At 49.0% G+C, this 24881-nt stretch carries 17 protein-coding genes; 12 read left to right on the forward strand and 5 right to left on the reverse strand.

Translation table 11 applies throughout. The annotated features are described in order from the left end of the window. Positions 1–151: 151 nt before the first annotated feature. Positions 152–1597 (reverse strand): S41 family peptidase, encoded by a 1446-nt coding sequence (locus ACYVK4_RS14335; RefSeq protein ID WP_461128206.1) that lies wholly within the window; start codon positions 1595–1597, stop codon positions 152–154. Between the two features lie 306 nt (positions 1598–1903). On the opposite strand from ACYVK4_RS14335, the gene ACYVK4_RS14340 reads away from it, so the two are divergent. The 6 genes from ACYVK4_RS14340 to ACYVK4_RS14365 all read left to right on the forward strand — a co-directional run bounded on the left by ACYVK4_RS14340 (position 1904) and on the right by ACYVK4_RS14365 (position 9854). Further along, positions 1904–3082, forward strand: a complete 1179-nt coding sequence (locus tag ACYVK4_RS14340) for a sensor histidine kinase (protein WP_461128207.1) — start codon at positions 1904–1906, stop codon at positions 3080–3082. Then, positions 3054–3824: a LytR/AlgR family response regulator transcription factor gene (locus tag ACYVK4_RS14345; RefSeq protein ID WP_461128208.1), complete on the forward strand. Its 771-nt coding sequence runs from the start codon at positions 3054–3056 to the stop codon at positions 3822–3824. Before ACYVK4_RS14340 ends, ACYVK4_RS14345 begins: the two co-directional genes overlap by 29 nt. A gap of 117 nt (positions 3825–3941) precedes the next feature. Next, positions 3942–4457, forward strand: a complete 516-nt coding sequence (locus ACYVK4_RS14350; RefSeq protein ID WP_461128209.1) for a gluconate 2-dehydrogenase subunit 3 family protein — start codon at positions 3942–3944, stop codon at positions 4455–4457. 93 nt (positions 4458–4550) lie between these two features. Beyond that, positions 4551–6263 carry a GMC oxidoreductase gene (locus tag ACYVK4_RS14355; RefSeq protein ID WP_461128210.1) on the forward strand — a complete coding sequence of 571 codons (1713 nt, stop codon included), beginning with the start codon at positions 4551–4553 and terminating at the stop codon, positions 6261–6263. Positions 6264–6413: 150 nt separating this feature from the next. Next, positions 6414–7304: a sugar phosphate isomerase/epimerase family protein gene (locus ACYVK4_RS14360; RefSeq protein ID WP_461128211.1), complete on the forward strand. Its 891-nt coding sequence runs from the start codon at positions 6414–6416 to the stop codon at positions 7302–7304. 345 nt (positions 7305–7649) lie between these two features. After that, positions 7650–9854, forward strand: coding sequence for a penicillin acylase family protein (locus ACYVK4_RS14365; protein WP_461128212.1), 2205 nt, complete (start codon positions 7650–7652; stop codon positions 9852–9854). Between the two features lie 627 nt (positions 9855–10481). Here the strand turns inward: ACYVK4_RS14365 and ACYVK4_RS14370 are convergent. Then, complete coding sequence (locus tag ACYVK4_RS14370; protein ID WP_461128213.1) at positions 10482–11348, reverse strand: M23 family metallopeptidase; 867 nt, start codon at positions 11346–11348, stop codon at positions 10482–10484. A 328-nt stretch (positions 11349–11676) separates the two neighbouring features. On the opposite strand from ACYVK4_RS14370, the gene ACYVK4_RS14375 reads away from it, so the two are divergent. The 3 genes from ACYVK4_RS14375 to ACYVK4_RS14385 all read left to right on the forward strand — a co-directional run bounded on the left by ACYVK4_RS14375 (position 11677) and on the right by ACYVK4_RS14385 (position 14889). Next, on the forward strand, positions 11677–12501 hold the full coding sequence (locus ACYVK4_RS14375; RefSeq protein WP_461128214.1) for an SGNH/GDSL hydrolase family protein: 825 nt from the start codon (positions 11677–11679) through the stop codon (positions 12499–12501). A 102-nt stretch (positions 12502–12603) separates the two neighbouring features. Continuing rightward, entirely contained in the window at positions 12604–13203 is a 600-nt protein-coding gene (locus ACYVK4_RS14380; protein ID WP_461128215.1) for a YbhB/YbcL family Raf kinase inhibitor-like protein, read from the forward strand. A 63-nt stretch (positions 13204–13266) separates the two neighbouring features. Further along, positions 13267–14889 carry an amidase gene (locus tag ACYVK4_RS14385; RefSeq protein ID WP_461128216.1) on the forward strand — a complete coding sequence of 541 codons (1623 nt, stop codon included), beginning with the start codon at positions 13267–13269 and terminating at the stop codon, positions 14887–14889. A 126-nt stretch (positions 14890–15015) separates the two neighbouring features. On the opposite strand, the gene ACYVK4_RS14390 is transcribed toward ACYVK4_RS14385, so the two are convergent. Beyond that, positions 15016–17487: a TonB-dependent receptor gene (locus ACYVK4_RS14390; protein ID WP_461128217.1), complete on the reverse strand. Its 2472-nt coding sequence runs from the start codon at positions 17485–17487 to the stop codon at positions 15016–15018. 413 nt (positions 17488–17900) lie between these two features. On the opposite strand from ACYVK4_RS14390, the gene ACYVK4_RS14395 reads away from it, so the two are divergent. The 3 genes from ACYVK4_RS14395 (at position 17901) to ACYVK4_RS14405 (ending at position 22177) form a co-directional block, all read left to right on the forward strand. Then, on the forward strand, positions 17901–19424 hold the full coding sequence (locus ACYVK4_RS14395; protein ID WP_461128218.1) for a sulfatase family protein: 1524 nt from the start codon (positions 17901–17903) through the stop codon (positions 19422–19424). A 478-nt stretch (positions 19425–19902) separates the two neighbouring features. After that, on the forward strand, positions 19903–20124 hold the full coding sequence (locus tag ACYVK4_RS14400; protein ID WP_461128219.1) for a hypothetical protein: 222 nt from the start codon (positions 19903–19905) through the stop codon (positions 20122–20124). Positions 20125–20782: 658 nt separating this feature from the next. Continuing rightward, the gene (locus tag ACYVK4_RS14405; RefSeq protein ID WP_461128220.1) at positions 20783–22177 is read left to right on the forward strand and encodes a DUF3500 domain-containing protein; all 1395 of its coding nucleotides are present in this window, start codon (positions 20783–20785) and stop codon (positions 22175–22177) included. A gap of 256 nt (positions 22178–22433) precedes the next feature. On the opposite strand, the gene ACYVK4_RS14410 is transcribed toward ACYVK4_RS14405, so the two are convergent. Then, on the reverse strand, positions 22434–24092 hold the full coding sequence (locus tag ACYVK4_RS14410) for a carboxylesterase/lipase family protein (protein WP_461128221.1): 1659 nt from the start codon (positions 24090–24092) through the stop codon (positions 22434–22436). Between the two features lie 129 nt (positions 24093–24221). Beyond that, positions 24222–24845, reverse strand: coding sequence for a class I SAM-dependent methyltransferase (locus ACYVK4_RS14415; RefSeq protein WP_461128222.1), 624 nt, complete (start codon positions 24843–24845; stop codon positions 24222–24224). Between the last annotated feature and the right edge of the window lie 36 nt (positions 24846–24881).

The raw sequence follows: 24881 nt of genomic DNA on the forward strand, positions 1-24881 counted from the left end.
CGTCAATCAGGCCTTACTTACCAACGTACCTGATTCATAAAAATTCTTAATTGTTGCCATTTAAATGAAGCAGTAGCTGAAAAGTAAAACGACTATATCACAAAGACCCCCTTTGTGATATAGTCGTTGGAATGACATGGAAGAAATTAACTTAAATCTTCAGTGTCTTCAGCGCCCGAATCATGGACTGCCCACCAGCCTTACGCTGAATAGACGATCCCATCTGCAAAAGTGGGTTCCGAACCGCGGCTTTACGGCCATTTGCACTGTTGCCGGTGATTTGGGATAAAGCCGTACCTAACAAAGGCTCATTGACATCGCCAAGCGGAAGAAGATTAATGGGTTCTTCCACTTCAATGCTTGGGGTGAAGCCAGTTGAATAATCAGACTGCCCGGCGCTGTTGTAGGATTTAAAGACAATGGGCTGCATCCCCCACTTGATCTTGCCCGTATCGTCGGATATGGTAATGGAGCCCACGTTTTTGCCATAGGTGGTGGTGCCAATTGTGGTTACCGTCATGTAGGGCCGCAGTCCGTTAATAATCAGTTCGCTGGCAGACGCCGTATGGTCCGTCGTCAGAACGAACACCCGCGACAGGTTACTGCCAATATTCTGCGATTTGTCCAGGAAGTTCTGTACGAAGAAGCTGCTGCCGTATTCTTTCTGCAAAAGCGGTGTAATCGTTGTGTTCCACTCTTCGCGGAAATAAAGATTATTGGAGCTGACGCCTTTGCCGATCAAACTGGCCAGATTAGCCGAAGAAGACGTATAGCCTCCCGGATTATACCGCAGATCCAGTACCAGTTCATTGACGCCCTGTGCTTTAAATTTGGCGAAAACGGCATCCATTTGCGCATCATATTCATTGGCCTTACTGCCGTTGGCACCCGGAACAAATTGATTATAAACGAAGTAGCCAACTTTCTTGCTGCCCAGAGTATACACAGAATCCTTGAAGACCGGATTCTCCTGGAAAACAGTAGCCGTGACAGTGCGCGTCTGATCTGAGTCTACTACAGTAGAACCGTTAGGCGTGGCCAGTCCATACGTGAATGTAGTGCCTGTATAAAGCAGGTCAGAATAGTTCGTCGTATTTAATAACGTTCCATTCACTTTCGAAATAATATCTCCCCGCTTAATGCCCGCTTTCTCGGCTGGAGAGCCCGGTAACACATAAAGCACCTGCGCAATTACGCCCGTTGACCCCGAAGCCCGTAAGTAGAGATTATACTCCATACCCGTTGTTGTCGATTGACCGCTCAACTCAGCGGATAAAGCATCGGCGTCGTTTTCAATCCAGGAAAAACGGTCGCCGGTCGGGTTCGTCGTGGCGTTGTATTTATACAGGATCGAGTCGAAGAAAACGTCAGGCGCTAATGTCGTATCCGGATTGGCCGGTATCTTGTCGTTCCAGTAATACACTTCACGCATGTTGCTCAAAATCCAGTTATCAACCGTTTGGTTTTCCTTCGTCTGAGGATCAATGGTGGTTGGGGTCGTTGGTTGGGGGGTAACATCATCTGTCGTTTTCTTGCAGGCGGAAAGCGATCCGATAAACCCGGCAATCAGCACCCATTTAACTGTCGTTTTTCTCATAGAATTCGTTGTTGAAGGCACGCGTTGAGTTCGATTAATAACTTGTTGTTCCATAGATTTAGTAGCTAAACGAAAAAAAGCTTATCTACATTAGTTTACGATAATAAAACACAGAATGTTGCAGGCAGATTCAATATAAATAGGATTTAATGGCCATTTAATCAGGAATATGAAACTGCATCTACGCAGCAGATAACGGTCTTGTTGTCAGTTTCTTTTCGTATAAATTGTGAAATATCTGATTCGTGTCGACACTCTGCTTACCTAGCCAAAGACTCTATTCGAAAGAATCGTATTTTCCCAACTATGAAATTCTTTGATCGTTATCAGGTCTGGTTGCACATACTGGGGTGGGTGGTTCTGATCAGCCTTCCTTTTCTGACTTTACCAGATTCTCTTTGGAACCGGCAGGATCTCATCAGTCTGGGTACCGCCCAGTTGGCAACCAGCGCGTTCACCATCGTTTGTTTTTACGTTAATCTTCATACATTGACGCCCACCTTACTACGGGAGAAGAGCACCCAGCGGTTTCTGTTCATTGTAGTGGGTATGCTTATTACGGTGGTGTGCATTCGGTTTGGTCTTTACCAGATTTTTCCACCCGCGCCAATGGGAGTGCCACCGTCTGGCATGCGTGGTTCCCTAATGCCCCCTCCGGACTGGCAAACGGGTAACGGCGTCAGAAATAGTCCATCCCTCGGCTCGCATAGTCCCTGGCCAGGTGCCCTTGGGTCAGCATTCTCGCTGGGGTTTGCCCTGATAGTCAGTTCACTGATTGCGTTATTTCGTCATCATGCCCGTACGCAGGAATCGCAGCAGCAAATTCTGCTGGAAAAAGTATCGGCCGAACTCGTCATGCTCAAACTACAGGTGAGTCCGCATTTTCTGTTTAACACCCTTAATAATATTCGCTGGCTGGCTCGTAAGAAATCAGACCAGACGGAGTCGGCCGTTGTTGCGCTGGCTCAGTTGTTGCGCTATATGCTGCATCAGGCTCAGCAGGATTGGGTTCCGCTTCGTCAGGAGGTACAGCATATGCGGGATTATATAGATTTGCAACGGATGCGGTTAACCAGCAGCCATGCCGTTATTTTCGACTGTGATGGAAATATCGATGATTATCGAATCGAGCCCTTGTTATTTATTCCATTCGTGGAGAATGCGTTTAAATACGGGATACATAGTCTGACCAGAAGTAGAAACGGGGACGAAGCTCTCCTGCCGGAATATATAAAAATCAAGCTGAGTGTCGTTGGTAATACGCTGATCTTCTGTACAGAGAATCCATCCCGTGAGAAATTGAATACGCCGGGTGCAGGAGGAGACGAAGATTCGTCAGGTATTGGGATTTCGAACGTCAGAAAGCGGCTGAATCTTCATTATCCAGGGCAGCATGAGCTGCTGTTAACGAACGAAAACAATATTTTCAGAGTGGTTTTAACGTTACACATGCCTCATGACCAAGCTGCGTTGCATCGCCATTGACGATGAACCCTTTGCTCTTGATATTCTGGCCGATGACATCAGTAAGGTGCCTTTTCTGGATTTGGTTGGACGGTATTCCAGTCCGCTGGATGCCCGAGAGGCTCTGGAGACGGATAGGGATGCCATTGATCTGATTTTCCTGGATATTCAAATGCCAACGCTCACGGGGGTTCAGTTTTTGCGAACCCTCAGCCAGCCACCAATGGTCATTTTAACTACCGCTTTCGAGCAATATGCACTCGACGGCTTTGAACTGGCCGTAGTCGATTACCTGCTCAAACCCATTCCCTTCGAACGGTTTATGAAAGCCGTCCATAAAGCTTATGACCTGTTTTCATTACGGCAAAAGGGATATTCGGGAATTAGGGTTGATGAGCCAGCCCCGGCGCTAGAGCCATCACCTGCTCCGGAGCGGGATTATTTTTTCATCTTTTCCGAATACAAGGAAATCAAATTGTTTTACGAGGAAGTGCTGTACGTAGAGGGACTGAAAGACTACGTTAAGATATATACAACGCAGCTATCCGCATCCGGACTGAATAAGCCATTTCTGAGTCGACTTTCGCTAAAGGCTATGGAAGCTAAACTACCCGAAGAGGGGTTCTGCCGGGTTCATAAATCGTTCATTGTTGCTTTGTCGAAGATCAGTTCTTTTCAGCGGACACGGCTTTTCATTGGGAAACAGGAAATACCGGTTGGCAGCAGTTATGTGGCGGAGTTTCAACGAAAATATGGCGTATAGTGAACACAGATGGATAGGGTTTTCCCTATAACCGATCAATGATAATTTTGTAACTTTGGCATAATAAATTCAATTGTAGTAACTATTCCTGTGGAAAGACGTAATGCGTTAAAAACAATGGCTGGGGCCGTCGGTGGTCTCATCAGCCTCCCAGCCTGGGCCAACGGCTGGACAGCCGAAACGGTCCGTTCAACTCAGCAATTTCTAACCCTCAGTCAGGCTGATCTACTGGCCACCATGGTCGAAACCATTATTCCGGCAACCGATACACCAGGCGCCAAAGCCCTGAACGTGCATCAGTTTGTCCAGAAAATGGTGATGGACTGCTACGACAAAGCGGCTCAGGACAATGTGTCCAAAGGATTGAATTCGCTGGATGGCCTTGCGAAGACCGCCTACAGCAAATCATTTGCCGATGGGGATACCGCACAGCGTACGGCTTTATTGACCCAACTGTCTAAATCGGACGATAAAGCCCAGAAGGATTTTTATTCGCTGGTGAAGAACCTGACGATTCGTGGCTATATGAGTTCGGAATATGTCATGACCAACCTAACGCACTACCAGTTTATCCCCGGCCATTATTATGGCTGCGTACCCGTTCAGGCGAAAGCCGTATCACAGGGAAAATAAGGTTTGCGGCTTTGGGTTTATGGATCCTGGGCGGGAGCCTAACACTGTAAACCGGGCTTTGTAGACCGTGAACCAACAAAACTCACTTTCGACATGTCAAATTTCAATATAGATGCTCAGGCGCTGAATACCTACGATGCCATCGTGGTCGGTTCGGGCATTAGTGGTGGCTGGGCTGCCAAAGAATTAACGGGTAAAGGATTACGGACACTGGTTCTCGAACGCGGCCGTGATGTTCGGCACGTGACCGACTACCCGACCACCAACAAACAGCCCTGGGAGTTTGAGCACCGAAACCAGCTCAAAAAAGAGGTGAAAGATGCTAATCCCATTATTAGCAAATGCTACGCTTTTTATGAAGGCACGGAGCAGTTCTTCGTAAAAGATGCCGAACACCCCTACATTCAGGAAAAGCCCTTCGACTGGATTCGGGGCTATCAGGTAGGTGGTAAATCACTCATGTGGGCACGTCAGACCCAGCGCTGGAGTGACTTTGATTTTGAAGGACCGGCCCGCGATGGGTTCGCTGTCGACTGGCCCATTCGCTACGCCGACATTGCGCCCTGGTACAGCTATGTCGAGAAATTTGCCGGGATTTCGGGCAATAAAGATGGCCTGGCTACGCTGCCCGATGGCGAGTTTCTGCCGCCCCACGAATGGAACTGCGTGGAGAAACACTTTCAGAAAAAAGTGGCAGGTAAATACAACGACCGGCACGTGATTATGGGTCGGGCGGCTCATATAACGCAGCCCAAACAAGTGCACTTTCAGCAGGGGCGGGCGCAGTGCCAGCACCGCACCATTTGCGAGCGGGGTTGCCCTTTTGGCGGCTATTTCAGCAGCAATTCGTCGACTATACCCTGGGCGGCTAAAACGGGTAAAATGACCCTGCGGCCAAACTCCGTTGTGCATTCGATCATTTATGACGAGAAGAAAGGCCGGGCTACCGGTGTTCGGGTGGTGGATGCCAATACAAAGCAAATGACGGAATACTACGCCCGAATTATTTTTCTGAATGCCGCTGCCCTGAACTCGAATCTGGTTTTATTGAACTCAACCTCGCACCGGTTCCCGAACGGACTAGGAAACGACAGCGGTGTGCTGGGCAAATACGCAGCCTTCCATAACTACCGGGCCGGGATCTCGGGTGAGTATGATGGTAACCTCGATTCAACCACCGACGGGCGTCGGCCAAACAGCCCGTATATTCCGCGATTCCGCAACGTGTTGAAGCAGGAAACTGGCTTCCTGCGGGGCTATGCCGCTGGTTTCTCGGCGGGGCGCAGCTCCAGTGCCGACCAGAGTGGTGTGGGTGCCAGTTTGAAGGAAAGCCTGCTGAACCCGAAACTTGGCGGCTGGTATGTTGGCTCGCACATGATGGGCGAAACCATTCCGAAAGAAAGCAACTTTGTCGCGCTCGATTCGTCACAAAAAGATCCGTTTGGTATTCCGCAACTGAAAATCTCGATCGCCTACGATGACAATGATGATAAAATGGTAAAGGATTACCAGGAGCAACTGACGGAAATGTTTACCGAAGCGGGTTTTAAAAACATCCGCGTTCGCGACAGCCACGCCAGCCCCGGTCTTGATATTCACGAAATGGGTGGCGTCCGGATGGGTAAAGACCCCAAAACCTCGATGCTGAATAAATGGAACCAGTTGCACGCCGTTAAGAACGTCTTCGTAACGGATGGTTCCTGCATGACCTCCACCTCCACCCAGAATCCATCCCTAACGTACATGGCCCTGACGGCTCGTGCGGCCGATTACGCGGTGAAAGCGATGAAACAGGGTCTCGTTTAAACGTTAAAGTTCGCCGGCAACGCCATTCCGTTTAAGGAATGGCGTTGTGTTTTTAATTGATTTTTTATGACGGAAGACGTCTGCTTCCGTACCTTTAGACTTTGAAGGCATGGGTACTTTGCCCATTGCTTATTAACCGACTTTTCTCTCATGAATCAGTCCACCAAAATTTCCCGCCAGCAGTTTCTAAAGCTTAGTGCTTTAGCATCCTCGGCGGTTTTTCTGCCGCAACTGGATGCCTTTGCAGCCTCGTCCAAAAAAGTTGGTTTGCAGTTGTATACCCTGCGCGACCTAATGGCGAAAGATCCGGATGGAACGCTGAAAAAGGTAGCGGCTATTGGCTACAAAGAAGTAGAGCCTTTCGGCTATTCGGATGGCAAATTTTTCGGTAAATCCCCTAAAGAATTTTCCGTTCTGTTGAAAGACTTAGGTTTATCGGTTCCCAGCGGGCACTACATGTCGGGTAAAACGATGCCTAACATGAAAGGAACGCTGACGAACGATTGGAAGCGGGCCGTTGATGATGCGGCTGCCATTGGGCAGAAGTACATGGTCTGTGCCTACCTGTTCCCCAATGAGCGTACTAAATTGGACGATTACAAAGCGTTTGCTGATCTTTTCAACAAATCCGCCGAGGTTTGTAAAGCGGCTGGTATCCAGTTCTGCTACCACAACCACGACTTTGAATTTAAAGAGCTGGGCGGCAAAATGCCCTATGACGTTATCACCAGCGGCACCGATAAAAACCTGGTAAAACTTGAGCTGGATTTATACTGGGCAACCATGGCCAACCAGGACCCTGTCGCCCTGTTCAAAAAGCACCCCGGCCGGTTCCCGCTCTGGCACGTGAAAGACATGGAAAAATCGGCCGATAAGGCGTTTGCACCCGTGGGCACTGGTTCGATCGACTTCCAGCGTATTTTTGATGCCCGCAAAACGGCAGGCATGACTCACTACTTTGTCGAGCAGGATGTTTGTAAGCTGCCGCCCCTGGAGTCCATCGCCATCAGCTATAAAAACATTGAGAAGCTTAAAGTATAAGTTTAATTACAGTAGTGATCAGGTAATTGGTTGATCCGATGTTGCCTGGCCGTTTACTCGTAAATACTGGTCAGCGCCCCAATGGTGAATTAACTACTGTTCTGTCAAAGTGAAACAGGTACGGCCTGAACTGTCTTTTACACGAGACAGTTCAGGCCGTACCTGTTTTGATGGAAAGCTGTTTTATATGGCAATTGGGTCGATACATCGACGTTTTTTTTGCAGATTATGAGAGATATGGAGTGGCAAGGGTACCTTGTTGTTGTAGATGAGTGTCTTATCAGTATCTTGTGATTGACACCTAAGAAAATAGGTCCGCGTACCCTCCTGTAACACTCCGTCTCCATGAAGTTAACCCATCTGTTCGTGCTGACCTTTATTGGTCTAATAAGTATCCCATTAGCCATACAGGCTCAATTTTCTTCTCAGGAAGCCAGTGCATTAGCCGTACAAGCTAAGGGTGTTGACATTGTTAAAGACACCTACGGCGTTCCGCATGTGTACGCGAAGACTGATGCCGATGCCATATTTGGCCTCATGTACGTCCAGTGCGAAGAGTTTTTCGATAAAGTAGAAGCGTCGATCATTGGCCGTTTGGGGCGTACCGCCGAACTCGAAGGCGAAGCGGCTATCTACCGCGATCTCTGGACACGCATGTACATCGACTCCGCTCAGGCCGTTCTCCTGTACCAAAAGACGCCTGGCTGGCTTAAGAAACTCTGCGACGGCTATGCCGGTGGAATCAACTACTACCTCCTGACCCATCCGGCTGTAAAACCCAAACTGCTGACCCGCGTTGAGCCCTGGATGATCCTGATGAACAACATCCCCGCTATGGGTAGCAGCAACGTTAGTGAACCCGATTTCAAAGCGTTTTACCTGAAAGAGATGGCTCAGGCTGCTACCGGAAGCCGGAGCTTTACGGCCGAGCCACCCAAAAATGATGGCTCCAACGGCTGGGCGCTGGCCCCGTCGCGAACAAAGAATAAGAAGGCCATTCTGCTCATTAACCCTCACTCGGACTATTACGGCCGACTGGAAATTCAGATGGTGAGCGATGAAGGGCTGAATGTGTACGGTGCGCCTTTTCTGGGACAGTTCAATATTTTTCAGGGCTTCAACGAATTTTGCGGCTGGATGCACCCCGTTTCGTTGTCGGATGCCAAAGATTTGTATGCTGAGACTGTAGAGCGCAGGAATGGCAAACTGATGTATCGGTACAATGGTGCCTGGAAACCAGTCGACAGCACTACGCATGAACTTCGCTATAAGAAAAAAGGGGGAGGGCTGGCGACGAAGAAGTTTGTTACCTACCGTACCCACCACGGCCCAATCGTATATGCCACCGCCACCCGCTGGATTGCTCTCAAGACTTATGAGCCCAACATCGATCTGCTGGCCATGAACTGGCTGAAAACGAAGGCGCGGAACCTCAAAGAGTTTACGACGGCCATTAACAAACGGGCTATGGTGGGCAGCAACATCGTGTATGCCGATAAGGCCGGGAATATTGCTTACTGGCATGGCAACTTTGTGCCGAAGAAAAACCCACTCCTCGACTGGCGACGCCCCGTCGACGGGACCACGTCGGCGACGGAGTGGCAGGGGACACACGAACTAACCGATCTTCCGCATTACCTGAACCCCGCCAACGGCTGGATTCAGAACTGTAACTCAACGCCCTTATACGCCATTGGTAAATTGGATACGGTTATGTTGAAGCTGCCATCCTACATGCTTCCCGATGGGCACACCCCGCGGGCAGTTCATGCCGTTCGGGTGCTGACACCCCTGAATAATGCGACGATGGATGATGTCATCTCGGCATCTTACGACAACTACCTGCCCAGTGGAGAACGATTTATCCCAAGTTTGATTGCCGCCTACAACACCCTGACGTCTGACTCCATCCGCACCAGGTTGGCCCAGCCTATTGACGTGCTGAAGCAATGGAATTTCAGGACGGATACCAGTTCCATAGCCACTACGCTGGCAGTACACTGGCTGGAAAAAATAATTCAGCTCGACATGGCCCGACTGGCAAAACCGGCCACAACGGAAGAACAATACGCATTGACCAACGGGGCGGCCATCACTACCGAATTCATTTCGCCCACCGAGCAGGTTACGGCATTGGCCCAGGTTGTAGCCGAACTCGAAAAGGAGTTTGGTACCTGGCAGGTTGCCTGGGGAACCGATAACCGGTTCCAGCGGACGGCCGATAACGAACCCAGCGATGACAAACCAAGCTGGGCCGTGCCTGCAACACCTGGCTTTATGGGATCGCTGAACGCTTATGTGAGCCGAAAGACACCTAAAACGCACAAACGCTACGGCATTACCGGCAATACATTTGTAGCCGCCGTCGAATTTGGCGACCGACTCCGGGCGAAGACGATTCTAACCGGTGGAGCCAGTACCGACCCCAACTCTGCTCATTATCTGGACCAGGTAAAAGGCTATATTGACGGTACCTACAAAGAGATTTATTTCTACAAAGAGGAGGTTTACAAGCACGCCGAAAAAATATACCATCCAGGTGATCAGTGAGGACCAGCTACTGATCTTGACTATCTATATGCGAAGAACAAGACCGCTGTCCTTCTTAATGGCCTATCGGACTTCTTTCATCAACCCGACCAGGTGTTTCTTAATAGCGTGTCAGGAAATACCTACTATATGAGCGGCCTCTGCATAGCTTTATCTGTTGGCGATGGAGTTTAAATACTGTTCGGCTTTGTGGTGAAAAGGTATCGAGGGTGGCTTGCAAAAACTGCTGGTATTCCTTAAGCAGAAAAGACGCTTCGGTATCACTCTCCGACAGGCAGGAATGACTGCCGTGATTCTTGATCCGATCTTCGAAGGCTTCCCGCCAGGAAAATTTAACGCTTGATTCCTTGTGATGGTCAACAGATCGGCACGTAACGAGTGAATTTTTTGGATTGTCCAGGGGTTTTCCCAGATCTTCATGAATACCTTCTGGCAAGTATCATTAAAGACGTCTTCAGACCTAATGAATTAGCCGAAATACCGAAAGAGGAAGGGGTAATAAAGGTAATCATTCAGGCAGGAGTTTCTGCCAAAAAAATAGGTGGACTTACCTGATGTAAGTCCACCTGTAAGATTAATTTGGTGGTATGCTAAATGAGGATTAGCTTGTTCAGCTAACAAGTGAATTTATTGTACCTGTACCATGTCGGAGGGGTCGATTAGCAGAAAGCCGGGGTTCACACAGGCACCATGCCACCGCACCCCAAAATGAAGGTGAGGGCCTGTTACCCGTCCCGTTTCACCTACTACGCCAATCTTCTGCCCTTTTGTGACGGTTTGGTTGGGCTTTACCGAGTAGCTCTTTAAATGGAAATACTCACTGATCAGGCCATTGCCGTGGTCGATAAAAACTGAGTTGCCGCTGTAAAACAGGTTAGCCGCTAACAACACCCGACCGTTCCCCGCACTCAAAACGGCGGTCCCCATTCCTACGGGATAATCCTGCCCGGTATGTCGGTCGCGTGGTTGACCATCGAACGTACGGCAGGCGCCAAAGTTGCCTTCTCCTTTTGGCAGCGGGTTTGCTGGTTTTGCCAGGGGAACATCGAAAACCGCCGGGCGAACCTCTGCTTTGTAGCTGATCAGTGGATTTACCCGAGCGGCTTCCTGAGCGGCACGAGCCTGATTTTTTGCGGAAACATTCACATATTCCTTCTTGGGAAAGTCTTTAATATCTTCCTGAAGGCAGGGTTTTTCAGTAACCGTTAATTTTGCTGATTCCAGTTTTCCTCCCGTTGTTCGGCGGGAGATGGTGTACGCGCCGGGCTTCATATCCATATCGACCGGATAGTAGCAGGTGCCGTTTACGGCCGACCAGGCTCTTTTTTCAAAACTACAGCGCTGGCAGTTACCGGCCCACCGAGCCACTTCGCCCTGAGCAACGCTCACTGATTTTGTCGTTTCTGTTGATGGAGTCGTTTTTCGGGTTTGAGCTATTGACGCCGGCAGGCTCAGGCTGAAGCTGATCAGCGATAAGATGGTAAATTGATTCATATTTGTTTAGTAGGCATGTTGAGTTGGAAGTACAACTACTCATTTGCCTGCACTGTTCTAAATCTTTATCCACGACAATTGTCTGAAAATCTTAGCTTGCTTATCAGCATGTATTCAAGGCATTGTTTGCTCCTAAAAAAGCCTTTCTTGTTGTATCGAACTGAAAAATAGGCCTCTGATCGGTAAAAAAATGAGGCAAAAGACTTAGTTTGAAACGGTAGGAACGGCGTGCAGGAAAAGCAGTTTATCGACCATAAAACGTGACTGCCGTTCATTCTTTTTCAAGGCAACTACTTAAGCAGGCATTATTGATTAGCTGGTGAATTCAATGAAAAAATACTTTTTACTACTGACCCTGGTCTTTTTATTTAGTTCCTATGCACCCAGAGACATAAGCTGGACGGCCATTGGCGACTCCATTACGTACTTGAACGAGCATCTGGATGAAACCGGAAACCGGGTTACCAAAGGGTATATGACGCGTGTGACGGAGAAACTTCCTAACGTTCATTATATTAATCAGGGGCACAATGGCTGGAAATCGGGGGACATCGCGTCGGCCATTGACAAGTTGGGTTTAGTGAAATCAGATGTCTATTCGATCTTCCTCGGAACGAATGACTGGTGGGGGGGGCGACCGTTAGGTACGCTGGAGGATTACAAAGGGAACACCGGTAATGGAACGGTGTATGGCTCGTTCCGAATCATTGTCAATAAACTTCGTGGTCTGAACCCGGAAGCACCAATTATTTTAATTACACCCATGCAGCGGGTCGATTTTGTTTATCTGACCAATTTTAAAAACAATGCCTATGGCTCTTACCGGGAAAAAAACGGCCAGTCGCTCGAATCGTTTGCTAATGCTATTGAATCTATAGGTCGTTTGGAGAATTTTCCGGTTGTTGACCTGTACCACCTGAAGGGTTTACAGGCAAAGAAACTCGTCAAATTCAAGCGTCTGAAAGATCCACAAACAGGTCAGTGTAAGAATTACCGGTTTCCCGAGTTTATCGATATTCCGTTTAATCCTGAAACAGACGAATACCCATATCCAGTGGAGGCTATCGATAAAACCTATGATGGATTACACCCATCCGACAGCGGTTATGAGTTGATCACGCAAAAACTGTTAAAGATCTTCAAACGCTTTTGATGATGGGGGCGTTGCCTAACATTCCCGGATTTCGTATCGGATTCGCCATGGGCTGTTGTACATTGGAATCAGGAGACATGTTCAACTAACCGAAGAAATCCCATGAAACGATTGTTCATTGGCATTGCCCTATTCATCAGCACTACATCACCCTCTTTTGCCCAACAGGCAGGGGCAACAACGGCACCGGCAGCCCCGCCCATGCGGCTGACTAGCAGTGCTTTCCCGGATGGTGGTATCATACCCATCAAGTTTACACAGGCAGCCCCGGGAGCGGCACCGGGTGGAGGTACGTCGCCCGCGCTAACCTGGACTGATGTTCCACTGGGCACACAAAGCTTTGTCCTGCACATGCATGATGTGGACGTGAGCCGCAATAGGTCCACCGATGACAACCTGCACTGGCTCGTCTGGAATATACCCGCCAGTGTAACCAGCCTGCCTGAAGGGGTTCCTGCCGGGGCTCAACTGGCAGATGGAAGTTATCAGATGAATGTATTTACGCCAGCCTATCGCGGACCGGGCGCGGCTGCATCCGGGCCCCTGCATCATTATGTATTTGAGGTGTATGCACTGGATACCAAGCTCGATGTGAAGCCCGGAGCCGAAGGGTCTGGCACGCGAATGAATGTATTGAAGGCCATTGACGGGCATGTATTAGGAAAAGCAGCCTATGTTGGCTTATTTAAACGTCCGCAATAAGACTCCATTACCGCATAAGAGCGGTCACTTTTTGCGTACCCACCACTTTATCAAATCAATTTCATGAACAGACGAAGTTTTATCAAAAGTAGTTCGGTTGTCAGTATTTCAGCCACAACCCTCACGGCAGCAGCCTGCTCATCACCCAAACAGACCTCAACCGAAAAGGAACCGGAAACGTTTACCGATGAGTTTGAACTGAACGAGGTAACCATAGGGGAATTACAGGAAAAAATGAAGTCGGGCCAGTACACGTCGGCCGCCATTACGCAACTTTATCTCGACCGGATCGATGCCGTCGATAAAAAAGGCCCGGGGCTAAATTCGGTTATCGAAATCAATCCCGATGCCATTAAGATTGCCAAAGCCATGGACGACGAGCGAAAAGCTGGTAAAGTTCGCGGGCCCATGCATGGTATACCCATTCTGATTAAAGATAATATTGACACCGGCGATAGCATGATGACTACGGCGGGTGCTCTGGCCCTGGAAGGTCATAAAGCATCCAAAGACGCCTTTGTCGCCAGGAAACTGCGGGATGCCGGAGCGGTCATTCTCGGCAAAACGAATCTGAGTGAGTGGGCAAATTTCCGGTCGACCCGGTCGAGTAGTGGCTGGAGCAGCAGGGGCGGGCAAACGCGAAATCCGTTTGTGCTGGATCGAAGTCCATGTGGATCCAGTTCGGGTTCAGGGTCGGCGGTTTCGGCTAATTTGTGTGCGGTGGCCGTGGGTACTGAAACCGATGGATCGGTTATTGCGCCTTCGTCTTTCTGTGGGCTGGTCGGTATCAAGCCAACTGTCGGTTTGGTGAGCCGGAACGGAATTATTCCAATCTCGAAAACGCAGGACACCGCTGGGCCGATGACCCGAACGGTGACTGATGCCGCCATCTTGCTGGGAGCCATGACCGGCGTCGATCCGGATGATGCCGTTACCGACGAAAGTACCGGGAAAGCAGCCGCCGATTATACAACCTTCTTACAGACCGGTGGCTTGTCGGGCAAACGCATTGGCGTAGAGAAATCATTCCTGAAAGGGCACGAAGGTGTTGTCGGGTTGTATAAAGAGGCCCTCGATGTATTGAAAAAGCAGGGAGCCATCCTCGTAGAAGTCGATCTGCTCAAAAGTCTGAACGATATTGGCGGGGCGGAGTTCACGGTCCTGCAATACGAATTTAAGGAGGGTGTAAACAAGTACCTATCGACGGCTAATGCGCCGGTGAAAACCCTGGCGGATGTCATCGCTTTCAACAAGAAGAATGAAGCCAGAGCGATGCCTTTCTTCAAGCAGGAAACCCTCGAAAGCAGCGACGCTAAAGGTAGTTTGGAGAGCAAAGAATACACTGATGCGTTGGCGAAAACAAAGGGCGTGCGTCAGATCATCAACAAGCTGATGACGACCAATAAACTGGATGCCATCTGCGGAACCAGTATTGGCTTCGCGGGCTGCATCGACCTCATCAATGGGGATTATGACACGGGTTTTTACTTCTGTCCGCCAGCTGCTATGGCTGGATATCCGCACATAACCGTTCCCATGGGCAACGTACACGGGTTACCGGTAGGGTTTTCGTTTATTGCCGGTGCTTACCAGGAAGGACCGCTCCTGACAATAGGATACGCGTATGAACAGGCATCAAAAAAACGGGTTAGACCTGCGTTTAAGAAATCCCTGATTCCGGTTTAGTCAGAGAGGCAAATAGTGAAAGAGCGAGAGAGTGAAAGAGTGGAAAATTGCCCTTTATAACAATCACTCTTTCACGCTCTCGCTCTTTTGCCTTTAGAAAGGCGCGTGCCTTACGCACGACTGTTTCTAATTACTAAAGTCCACATCGGGTCGTTCCATTTTGCGCTGGTTGCGTTTGGCCGTGTCGCTGCCCAGCGGCAACTGAATGGAGAGCTTGTAAAACCGAACCTCCCGGCGATTCATAGACACCTGATAGGCACCCGGCTGGTCGTAAATACTGATGTACCGCCGGGAGTTGAACAGATCGTTAATGGTAAACGTGATACTGGCCCTATTAGCCCGGAAACCTTTTCGAATGGCGAAATCGACACCCCGTACGGCCTGTCGATACCCCTGCAACGAGGGTGCCTTGCCATCGTTGGTACCGGTCAATTGCGCCGATAGATTGGCTGGTAACCGGTACGTCAGGTTTAGTTTCGCGTTGTAGGAAACTAACTGGTTTCGTAAATCAACCGATTGGAGTATAACATTGAATACGTTGAGGTTAGCTACCGCGCTCAGGTTTGGCCCAATGTTCATTTTCAGCGTGTTATCGAATCCGTACCGAATGTCGGCTTTAACGTTAATGAAGGTCGTGACCAGCACCGATGAATCGGTGGCCGAAGCCTGTGTGAACGGTTTGATGGTGTGATCTTCGTAGATATAATAGGCTGAAGCCAGCCAGTTTACACCTCCCCAGCTACGGTTGTAGTTTACTTCGGCCGTGTTGACGAACTCGGGCCGAACGGCGGGGTTGCCAATCGTGATGTTTTGCCGGTCGTTGGCCTGAATACCAATAAACAAATGCCGGAAGTTCGGGCGACCTACCTTTCGGCTAAGGCTCAAGCCAATTTCGGAATTTTCACTGATCTTTTTAGTGAGGGCAAACGAAGGAAAGAACGACTGAAACAGATTCTGACCGCTGGCGGATGGGTAATCGTAGCCAAAGGTCGTTTTGTCGAGCCGGGAGCTGCCGTGCAGACTCGACTGTTCCAGGCGTAAACCCGCCTGCATGCTGATGTTTCGGCGAAACTGCCGTGTATAAAGGACATAAATGGCATTCACCGATTCGGCAATTCGTGCGTCTTGCGAGTAGCCGGGCAGCATCTGATAGGCCTGCGTATCATTATTGAGTTTGTTGAAAAAGTACTGCTGATCTCGAATGTACGTGAAGGAGCGAAGGCCCATTTCCAGCTTAGCCGAATCGCCAAGCGGGTGCGTATAGTCGAGTTGGGCAATGAGCTGGTTACCTAGGGTGCGGCCCGTGATCTTGTCTATTTCCGGGAAACCAGGTTGCGGTACGGGTGGCGTTGATCCCGACCCACCGGTCAGTGCTGTGGTCAACCAGTCGGCTGCATTGGACAGGTGGTTGCGGCTGTACGACGTAACCAAACTCAGTTCCTGTCCCTTCCGGCCAAATTGGTGCTTCCAGTCGAACTCCAGACCAATGTTCGTAAAGGTATTGTGTGGTACCGTTCTTCGATTGCCGGAACTGGTAGTGGTCTGGTTTAAATCACGATACTCGTAAGGCTGTGAACTTACCGTGTTGAAGGCACCACCTACAACGGTTGCCGCCAGGGATAAGGTGTTTCGATTATCTAATGCATAATCTGCTGCCAGCCGTCCACTCTGAAAGGTATTGTTGAGGCTGATGCTCGTATTCTGACTGAAATAATTGATTGGGGTTCCGTTGATCTGCCGGTTGGTGCGATACACATAGCCGGTCACTGGGTTTTGGGTGGCGTTGATGGAATAAAAACTGGTTAGGTTCCACTTTCCTTTTCGCCAGTCTACATTCAATGTACCATCGAAGCGCGAGTTGTTACCAATACCGGCACTGACTATGCCGTTATAACCGGGAAGCCGGTTTTTCTTGAGCACCAGATTGACGATACCCCCCGAGGTTGACGCGTCATAACGGGCTGACGGATTCGAAATGACTTCCACAGATTCGATCTGGTTGGCCGGAATCTGGGCAAGTGTTAACTGAGTGGGTTTGCCATTGACATAAATGGCCGTGGCCATATTACGAAGGCTTGGATTACCGCCTTCGTCCAACGTGATGGATGGCACATTTTTAAGGACGTTTTCGGCTGTACCACCAATGGTTGTCAGATTTTTGGCCACAGTAAATGTCCGCTTTTCCATCGTCATGTCAATGCCGCTTTTTTCACCCGTTACCTTCACTTCATTCAGTAGGCTGGCATCGGGTTTGAGCGATATGACGTTAAGTGTTGTCGGAGACTGATTTAGTTGAATGGTCTTCTCGAGCGTCTGATAGCCAACAAATGTGACGCGTACGGTCAATGATCCTAAAGGCAGATTGGTTACAACAAACACCCCCTGGTCGTCCGTCTGACTGCCTGTCATCAGACTATCTTTATCCTTTTTTTTGGCAAAAACGGCAACGGAGGCATACGGTAGCACCTTGTTGGTGGTAGCATCCCGAACGGTACCGGTCAGGCGATTGGTACTTGATGAAACTGGCTGCTGGGCAAGTAGATAAGTCGTTTTTAGAAGAAAAAGTAAAAGGCTAAGCAGGTAGATTTTTGACATCATAATGCCCTAAATCTGGCTATAAATCATGAGGTAACCCGGAAGATTAAAGAGATTTAATTCGTAACTACAAACAGTACAAATTATCCTATACTTCGTTATAAAATAATGCCATTTTACTATACTGATGAGATGGGAATACTGTCCCTTTACCCTTACCAGTTGATTATCAGTATGTAAAAGAAAAGTTGAAAAGCTCAATTTTACCGTTGATTAATCTTCCTCAGCATCGTCCGTAACGGCCTATACGCACCACTGTTTTTGGTAGGTAGAATGGTATGGCCAACGGCTTTTCTAAAATGTCAAACGCATCCCCTGGTATAAAGACCACTATTTTGACGGCTGCCCCGGCACTACCCGTCAGAGAATCTATTTAATGTTACGTTTTGAATTCTGTGCCCAAACCAAACCTGCTCATGATGCGAAGAATAACCGGTATTATTCTGTCGATTTTAGTTGCTTTCCCTAGTCTGGTTGCTGCGCAGACGAAGCCGAATATCATTCTCATTTATGCCGATGATCTCGGATATGGTGACCTCAGCTGTTACGGAGCTACCAAAATCAAAACGCCTAACATCGACCGTGTCGCCACGAATGGACTTCGCTTCACCAATGCGCACGCCACTTCGGCGACCTGTACGCCATCCCGTTTTTCGTTATTGACGGGGCAATATGCCTGGCGAAAGACGGGTACTGGAATTGCTCCCGGCGATGCTGCTCTGCTCATTCCGACTGATAAAATTACGCTCCCTGAAGTATTGAAAAAAGGCGGATACGCTACCGGTGCTGTCGGGAAGTGGCATTTGGGGCTGGGGCCGAAGGGTGGACCAGACTGGAATAGTGATATAAAACCGGGGCCGCTGGAGATTGGGTTTACCTACTCGTTCATATTGCCTGCTACGGCAGACCGGGTGCCCTGTGTGTATGTAGAGAACCACCGCATTGTTGGTCTGGATCCTAAAGACCCCGTTCAGGTCAGTTATAAAGGCCCCATCGGAAATGAGCCCACCGGAAAAGACAACCCGGAGTTACTAAAAATGAAGTACTCACATGGGCACGACCAAACGATCGTTAACGGCGTCAGTCGAATTGGTTATATGAGTGGGGGCAAGTCGGCCTGGTGGGTCGACGAAGATATGGCCGATGTGCTGACGGGCCGGGTAACCCGTTTTGTTGAAGAAAATAAAGCCCGCCCTTTTTTCATGTATTTCGCTACGCATGACATTCATGTACCTCGAATGCCGCATTCCCGCTTTGTCGGTAAGAGCGGGATGGGGCCAAGGGGAGATGCTATTCTGCAATTGGACTGGTGCGTGGGCGAAGTAATGAAAACCCTTGACCGACTAAAGCTTACCGATAAAACTATGGTCATTATCACCAGTGATAACGGTCCAGTCGTTGATGATGGCTATCAGGATGAGGCTGTCACGAAGCTCAATGGTCACACCCCGGCCGGGCCGTTGCGTGGCGGTAAATACAGTGCGTTTGATGCGGGGACCCGCGTGCCCTTCATTGTGAATTGGCCTGGACACGTAAAGGCCGGGGTATCCAATTCGCTGTTTAGTCAGATCGATCTGCTGGCTTCGTTGGCTGCCCTGACCAGCCAGAAACTAACCTCGGCAGATGCTACGGATAGTGTTAACAGCCTGGATGCGTTGTTGGGCAACAAGAACAAAAACCGGGCTTATGTTGTAGAACATGCCTTGAATGGAACCCTGTCAATCATTAAAGACAACTGGAAATACATTGAGCCCAGCAATGGGCCAAAAATTGGTCGGGATGTCAAAATCGAAATGGGAAACGACCCCGCCCCGCAACTCTATAATCTGTCAATTGATCTAGGGGAGAAAACGAATGTGGCTGGCCAAAATGCTCAGAAAGTGAAGGAGTTGTCCGATCTATTGACGCAGGTGAAAGGTGAGGAGGGAAGCCACCGGTAAACGAATGACAAACCGAAATAACCGGTTAACCCGTGTTCATCTGGTTAAATAAACATGAAATTTTCCCGCAAAAAGCTTACGCCATAGAAGTTTGACCTCTCATGTAGAATTTACTCAAAAGCTCGAATTGTAGGATATTTAGCCTTTAAAGTAATTCGGGTCACAATACTTGGAAATTCAAACCAGCTTACTTGTGATTGGATCGTACAATGAGGAAGAGCTGATCAGGCCGCTCAGGTGAAAGCGGATAACCTTTAATTGAGGTCATTAAGCTGAAAAAGACAGGTTTGAATCATAAAAAAATCATATTTAAACTAGAGAAAAAATAGACTACTAAAAATCAGGCACAATTTATAATATTTTATGACTTTTCTAGTACAATTAATACGGATACACCCATTCAGTAACTTTTAGTAATTAAATAATTTGGTCGTTGTTATATTGAATCACTATTGATCTAACCAACGTTGATTTGATTATGGCAAAGTCAGCCGAAGAACTTATTCCTCTTTTACGAAATGCACAAAATGTAATTATTCTGGCAAAGGATTATCAGACCGGTCATATTATCACGATGCTCCGGAACATGGGGGATCAAACCAAGATGACGATCCGGGGCGCGTCTACAAAACCGGTGGCGGATCTTGTCAGAATCGCGCAGAATGCACCGCCAGGCACCGTTACGTTTGACTTTTCCTAAGGTGTCCCCTTGTGGATTTTAAGATCAAACGGCTTCATTAACAACTTTATTCTTTAAGGTATTTCTAACTAAACCAGAAAGGGAAGCGTATATGTAAGTAAATTTTACAGTTTTTGAGCGAAGCATGACGTAAGGCCATCCTTGTGTATTTAGATTTTGTGGCTTTTAACGTCATGCTTCGCCTGCTTAATTCAAGTCATTCATTTTCGTGTATGGGTTCCATTATAAAGTGGAACCCATTCGGTTATGCACGGCCATCCACTGACAGACCGATTTTTTTCATTTATCCAGGCAGTAGGGACAGAACGTCTCACCCGGCATCCTCGATTTATATTCCCTTCACTGTTTGGGTATCCTTCCTTTCTAAGAAACAGGTTTATTGGGTTATCACCTTTTCCGGTGTTCAGCATTTACTAAACATAGACGTTTAGCCAGGGAAAAGCGGTAGGCTTATCCGATTCTGTGCTTCCCATTCTCTTTCTACGCGCATATATCCTGTTCAAAGTGCTGAGTTCTCCTAAATGGATAGACTGCTCAGGCGCTTTTACAAAGTGGTTCTAAAAGTATCCGATCGTGTTCGATATGTATCTATTTGAGGTGCAACAATAACGTTACACCATTCGTAAAGATAGGTAACTTAACTTCGAACAAGTAACGTATGCGTATCCCACTCACTTCGATTGGTATTGCCCTTCTACTGGGACTGCTGATGATCGTCTCGTGTCAAAAAAATGAAACAACTGTAACACCACCCTCTGCTGCAGTTACTGCTCTTTCCTGCGGATCGGCAACGTTTTCAACGTCGGCAGTTAGCGGCACTACGTATACGGGCACCGCTACTGTGCCGTATACGGGAGGAAATGCAGCTGCCTATACCGCCGGAAGTGCTATTGCCTCAACAGGTGTGACGGGTCTTAATGCTACTTTACAGGCCGGTACCCTGACTTCTGGGGCCGGTACACTGTCCGTAGCCATCAGTGGTACGCCTTCTGCGGCTGGTACGGCTACTTTCCCATTCACATTTGGCGGGCAGAGTTGTAGTCTGGCTTTGACAGTAAGCTCCACCGGATCCGCTACGTCTGTCACCACCAACTGTTCATCGGCAACCGGATTGGCCCAGGTGGTCTGTCTGGCCGAAGCCTTTAAAGCTACGTTGACTGCTACGCAACTGGCTACCCTGCAATTAACCTATACCAAAGCCAACGCCGTCCGTTGGTCGAACCTGCCCGAAGGACTCTATAAAAATCGGGTTGGTATTAGCTGGGGCTCCCTCTCAGCTACTCAACTGACAGCAGCCAGAGCCTTGATGGCCGTGGTGCTGGCACAGGGTGTCAATAACGAAGGGTTCGACGAGATGGAGGGTAATTTGGTCGCTGATGATTACCTGGCTGCCAACGGGGGTGGGGCAGACTATGGACGGGGCAATTATTATATGGCTTTTTTAGGTACACCCAGTACTACTGGTCTATGGGAGTTGCAATTCGGCGGTCACCATTATTCATTTGCCAATACGTACAACAGTGGTAAAATAACCGGCGTGACGCCTTCTTTTCGGGCCGTAGAGCCAATGGCTTCGGTTACGGCCAACAGCCGAACGTATCAGCCAGTCGAGCAGGAGCGTCAGGCGTTCGCGACACTTCTGGCAGCACTAAGTGCCAGTGAGCAGACAGCGGCCAAGCTCTCCTCGTCGTTTACGGATATTTTGCTCGGACCCGGTAAAGACGGACAATTTCCGGCTACCAAGTCAGGGCTAAAGGCAGGTAATCTGGATGCCGCCAAGAAGGCACTCGTCCTGAATGCCATTAAGTTGTACGTGAATGATCTTGACAGCGAAACAGCCGCAACAGTACTGGCGAAGTACACGGCGGATCTGGATAATACATATATTGCTTACTCGGGCACCGGCACCATGTCTACTCAGAATGACTATGTACGGCTCGATGGGCCAGGCATCTGGATCGAATATTCTACTCAGGGTGGTATTGTTATTCGGAATACTCCTCACCCGCACTCGGTCTGGCGCGATCATACCAGCGATTACGGTGGCAACTAACATAATTGACTAGTTTATGAGGGCTATATCTCGTTTAGTCAATTATCCTGCCTAAATGGAGATAGCCATTGCCATGGACTAACTCTTCTATGTCATATCAACACGAATCAGGTTTAGGGTTTTGCTGGGATATCATTGATTAACAGCGCTTTTAATTAAAACGGCTGGTTGGTTATCTTCTGATTTTTAGAAGATAACCAACCAGCCGTTTTGTTTACCTAGACGAGTGAACGTTTTGAAAAGGCGATTTCGCCACCTACGCCAGCGCCTTCCGGGCCTCGCGGTCGGGGTCGTTGACCAGAGCGGGCGTATCATCCAGAATCATCGTCTCTCCATTCTGGACTGTGTAAGGTTTCCAGTTGGGTAAACCACCCCCGTTTGGATTACCGGTTTTAGCGAAATTCAGGAAGGAACCCGCCATTTTCTCGGATAAGGCTCTGGGGCGTTTGCCGCCACCCGTATGGGTCAGCATTAAATCGGTGTTGTAAAACCAGAAACAGATGTCGTCGCAGTGGAACGCCCGCATCCGACCGTCGAAGAGGGGAGGCTGCCAGCCAAACCAGGCCACATACACGGGCGCTTTCTGCCCCGACGCTTTAGCATCGGCAGTAGCAATGGCGCCTTTCCGGTTGGAGACGATCAAGGCCCAGATCTCGATGGGTCGCGCTTTGGGGAAGTTTCGGGCGTAAGCATCTACGATCTCACCCGTCTTGTCGCCAAAGCGGGGCTTGATTTTTTCTTTTACCCCATCCAGCGTAATGCTCTCCAGCGACGCATCGGTGCGGTCGGGATTTTGCTCGTGGAAGGTGGAGCAGATCATCAGCGGGATATTGGCCGAGAAATGGTTTGGATCGGAGAAGAACGGCCCTTCGTTCATGGTGACGCCATCGCTGACAGGAGCGTAGCCACCCCGTTGGATGCCCATTTTTTTGGCTTCGTCGGCCATTTTCTCGACGGCCCGATTTGCTATATCGATGTACTGCCGCCAAGGAATCTGCTGAAGCTTGTCGATTTCGCCGGGTTTGAGGCCAGCCTCTTCCAGTACTTTCAGGCCAAGCTTTTCTGCATATTCCTTATTAGTGCCCGACAGCGAACTGCCGCTCAACGCAACCGCCTTATGAAACAGTCCTTTTGCCGAGGGCATATTCATCAGGGTAGTCACTTTGGCACCACCTCCCGATTGACCGATGATGGTTACGTTATTCGGATCTCCGCCAAAATTAGCAATGTTGTTTTTTACCCATTCCAGGGCTGCAACCATGTCCAGATTGCCCACGTTGCCAGATGCTGCATGGCCGCCAGCCGCTTTCAGGTCACTGTAACCCAGGGCGCCAAGCCGGTGGTTAATGGAGCAGAAAACGACATTACCCAGACGGGAAATATTTTCGCCGTGGTACCCATCCTGTTCAATCGCGTTTCCGTTGACAAACCCGCCCCCGTGCAGCCACACAATGACCGGCCGTTTCTGGGTATCCAGCGCCGGGGTCCAGACGTTCAGTTTCAGGCAGTCTTCCGATACGTCGTCGTAATTCCAATGGTCAACAAAGGACGCATATACATTGGCATACCGTTTCTCCATAATCTGGGGAGCCGAGTTGCCCCACCAGAGAGCCGGACGAATGTCGGTCCAGGCTGCGGGTTTTTGCGGAGGCATAAAGCGATTCTTACCAGAGGTATCAGCGCCGTACGGAACACCCAAAAACTGGTGAATACCCCGTAGAATGAATCCCCGAACCTTTCCATGTTCCGTTTTGGCAATAGCGATATTGTCGCCTACGAATAAAACCTGATCGTCGGCGGCTGGTTTTACTTTTTTAGGCGGTATCGAACCAGCTGCGATGGATTGTTCAGCTACGCTCAAGCTGGCCACGCCAACACCGAGTGATTGTAAGAAATTACGTCTTGACGGTTTCATTGTCTGATGTCTGTTAAAGGTAAAGGGGCACTCCACATATGAGTTAATGTAAAAGGGACATAATGAAGAGTTTTACTATTCTCTACCAACAGATTTAACGCTGATTGTCAGGAGGTCGGGGAGCAAAACTTATTTCTTCCTTCCGACAAAACGGATGACAGCGCCAAGGCCATTGTGAAAGAGCCCTTCACTCCACTCGATTTCTTTTTCGGCTAATTCGATAATGTCATAATTGGGAAAGTCAGCGGTCAATTCCTCAATGGAGAATAGCATGGCTACCTCTTTGGGACCGCCTACCTTCTCATCCCTGGCAATGTAGTCAATGTGTTGTTTACTGAACGCTTCAAAAATAATTAATCCACCCGGCCGCAAATACGTGTCAAGCAACCTGTGGATGGATGATTTAATAGGAGCAGGGAAGTGGGCATAGATCAGGGCAATGGCATCAAATTGCTCGGCCTGGTAAGTCAATGTTTGCAGCTCGCCAACTTGATAGTCGATCATTACGTTGTTGGCTGACGCTAACCGCAGGGCTTTTTCTTTGCCTGCCAGGCTTATATCAAACGCGTAGACTGTCCAGCCCAGCTTCGCGGCATACACGGCATTGCGCCCTTCCCCTTCAGCTGGAAAAAGTACGGTGCCAGTCTTTACTTTTTCCAGTTGTTCTTTTAAATACTTATTCGGTTGTTCGCCGTACGCAAATTCAGCACCACGGTACCTGTCATCCCACCGCCTTACCCAATTTTCATCCATAGACTTGCGTGTCCATCAAGGAATACTATCCCTGGT

Source organism: Spirosoma aerophilum, assembly GCF_054782495.1.

What these genes read in the sequence shown, in the direction of transcription:
- ACYVK4_RS14335 (WP_461128206.1), bottom strand. Translation starts at nt 1,597, where the DNA reads ATGAGAAAAACGACAGTTAAATGGGTGCTGATTGCCGGGTTTATCGGA.
- ACYVK4_RS14340 (WP_461128207.1), top strand. Translation starts at nt 1,904, where the DNA reads ATGAAATTCTTTGATCGTTATCAGGTCTGGTTGCACATACTGGGGTGG.
- ACYVK4_RS14345 (WP_461128208.1), top strand. Translation starts at nt 3,054, where the DNA reads ATGACCAAGCTGCGTTGCATCGCCATTGACGATGAACCCTTTGCTCTT.
- ACYVK4_RS14350 (WP_461128209.1), top strand. Translation starts at nt 3,942, where the DNA reads ATGGCTGGGGCCGTCGGTGGTCTCATCAGCCTCCCAGCCTGGGCCAAC.
- ACYVK4_RS14355 (WP_461128210.1), top strand. Translation starts at nt 4,551, where the DNA reads ATGTCAAATTTCAATATAGATGCTCAGGCGCTGAATACCTACGATGCC.
- ACYVK4_RS14360 (WP_461128211.1), top strand. Translation starts at nt 6,414, where the DNA reads ATGAATCAGTCCACCAAAATTTCCCGCCAGCAGTTTCTAAAGCTTAGT.
- ACYVK4_RS14365 (WP_461128212.1), top strand. Translation starts at nt 7,650, where the DNA reads ATGAAGTTAACCCATCTGTTCGTGCTGACCTTTATTGGTCTAATAAGT.
- ACYVK4_RS14370 (WP_461128213.1), bottom strand. Translation starts at nt 11,348, where the DNA reads ATGAATCAATTTACCATCTTATCGCTGATCAGCTTCAGCCTGAGCCTG.
- ACYVK4_RS14375 (WP_461128214.1), top strand. Translation starts at nt 11,677, where the DNA reads ATGAAAAAATACTTTTTACTACTGACCCTGGTCTTTTTATTTAGTTCC.
- ACYVK4_RS14380 (WP_461128215.1), top strand. Translation starts at nt 12,604, where the DNA reads ATGAAACGATTGTTCATTGGCATTGCCCTATTCATCAGCACTACATCA.
- ACYVK4_RS14385 (WP_461128216.1), top strand. Translation starts at nt 13,267, where the DNA reads ATGAACAGACGAAGTTTTATCAAAAGTAGTTCGGTTGTCAGTATTTCA.
- ACYVK4_RS14390 (WP_461128217.1), bottom strand. Translation starts at nt 17,487, where the DNA reads ATGATGTCAAAAATCTACCTGCTTAGCCTTTTACTTTTTCTTCTAAAA.
- ACYVK4_RS14395 (WP_461128218.1), top strand. Translation starts at nt 17,901, where the DNA reads ATGATGCGAAGAATAACCGGTATTATTCTGTCGATTTTAGTTGCTTTC.
- ACYVK4_RS14400 (WP_461128219.1), top strand. Translation starts at nt 19,903, where the DNA reads ATGGCAAAGTCAGCCGAAGAACTTATTCCTCTTTTACGAAATGCACAA.
- ACYVK4_RS14405 (WP_461128220.1), top strand. Translation starts at nt 20,783, where the DNA reads ATGCGTATCCCACTCACTTCGATTGGTATTGCCCTTCTACTGGGACTG.
- ACYVK4_RS14410 (WP_461128221.1), bottom strand. Translation starts at nt 24,092, where the DNA reads ATGAAACCGTCAAGACGTAATTTCTTACAATCACTCGGTGTTGGCGTG.
- ACYVK4_RS14415 (WP_461128222.1), bottom strand. Translation starts at nt 24,845, where the DNA reads ATGGATGAAAATTGGGTAAGGCGGTGGGATGACAGGTACCGTGGTGCT.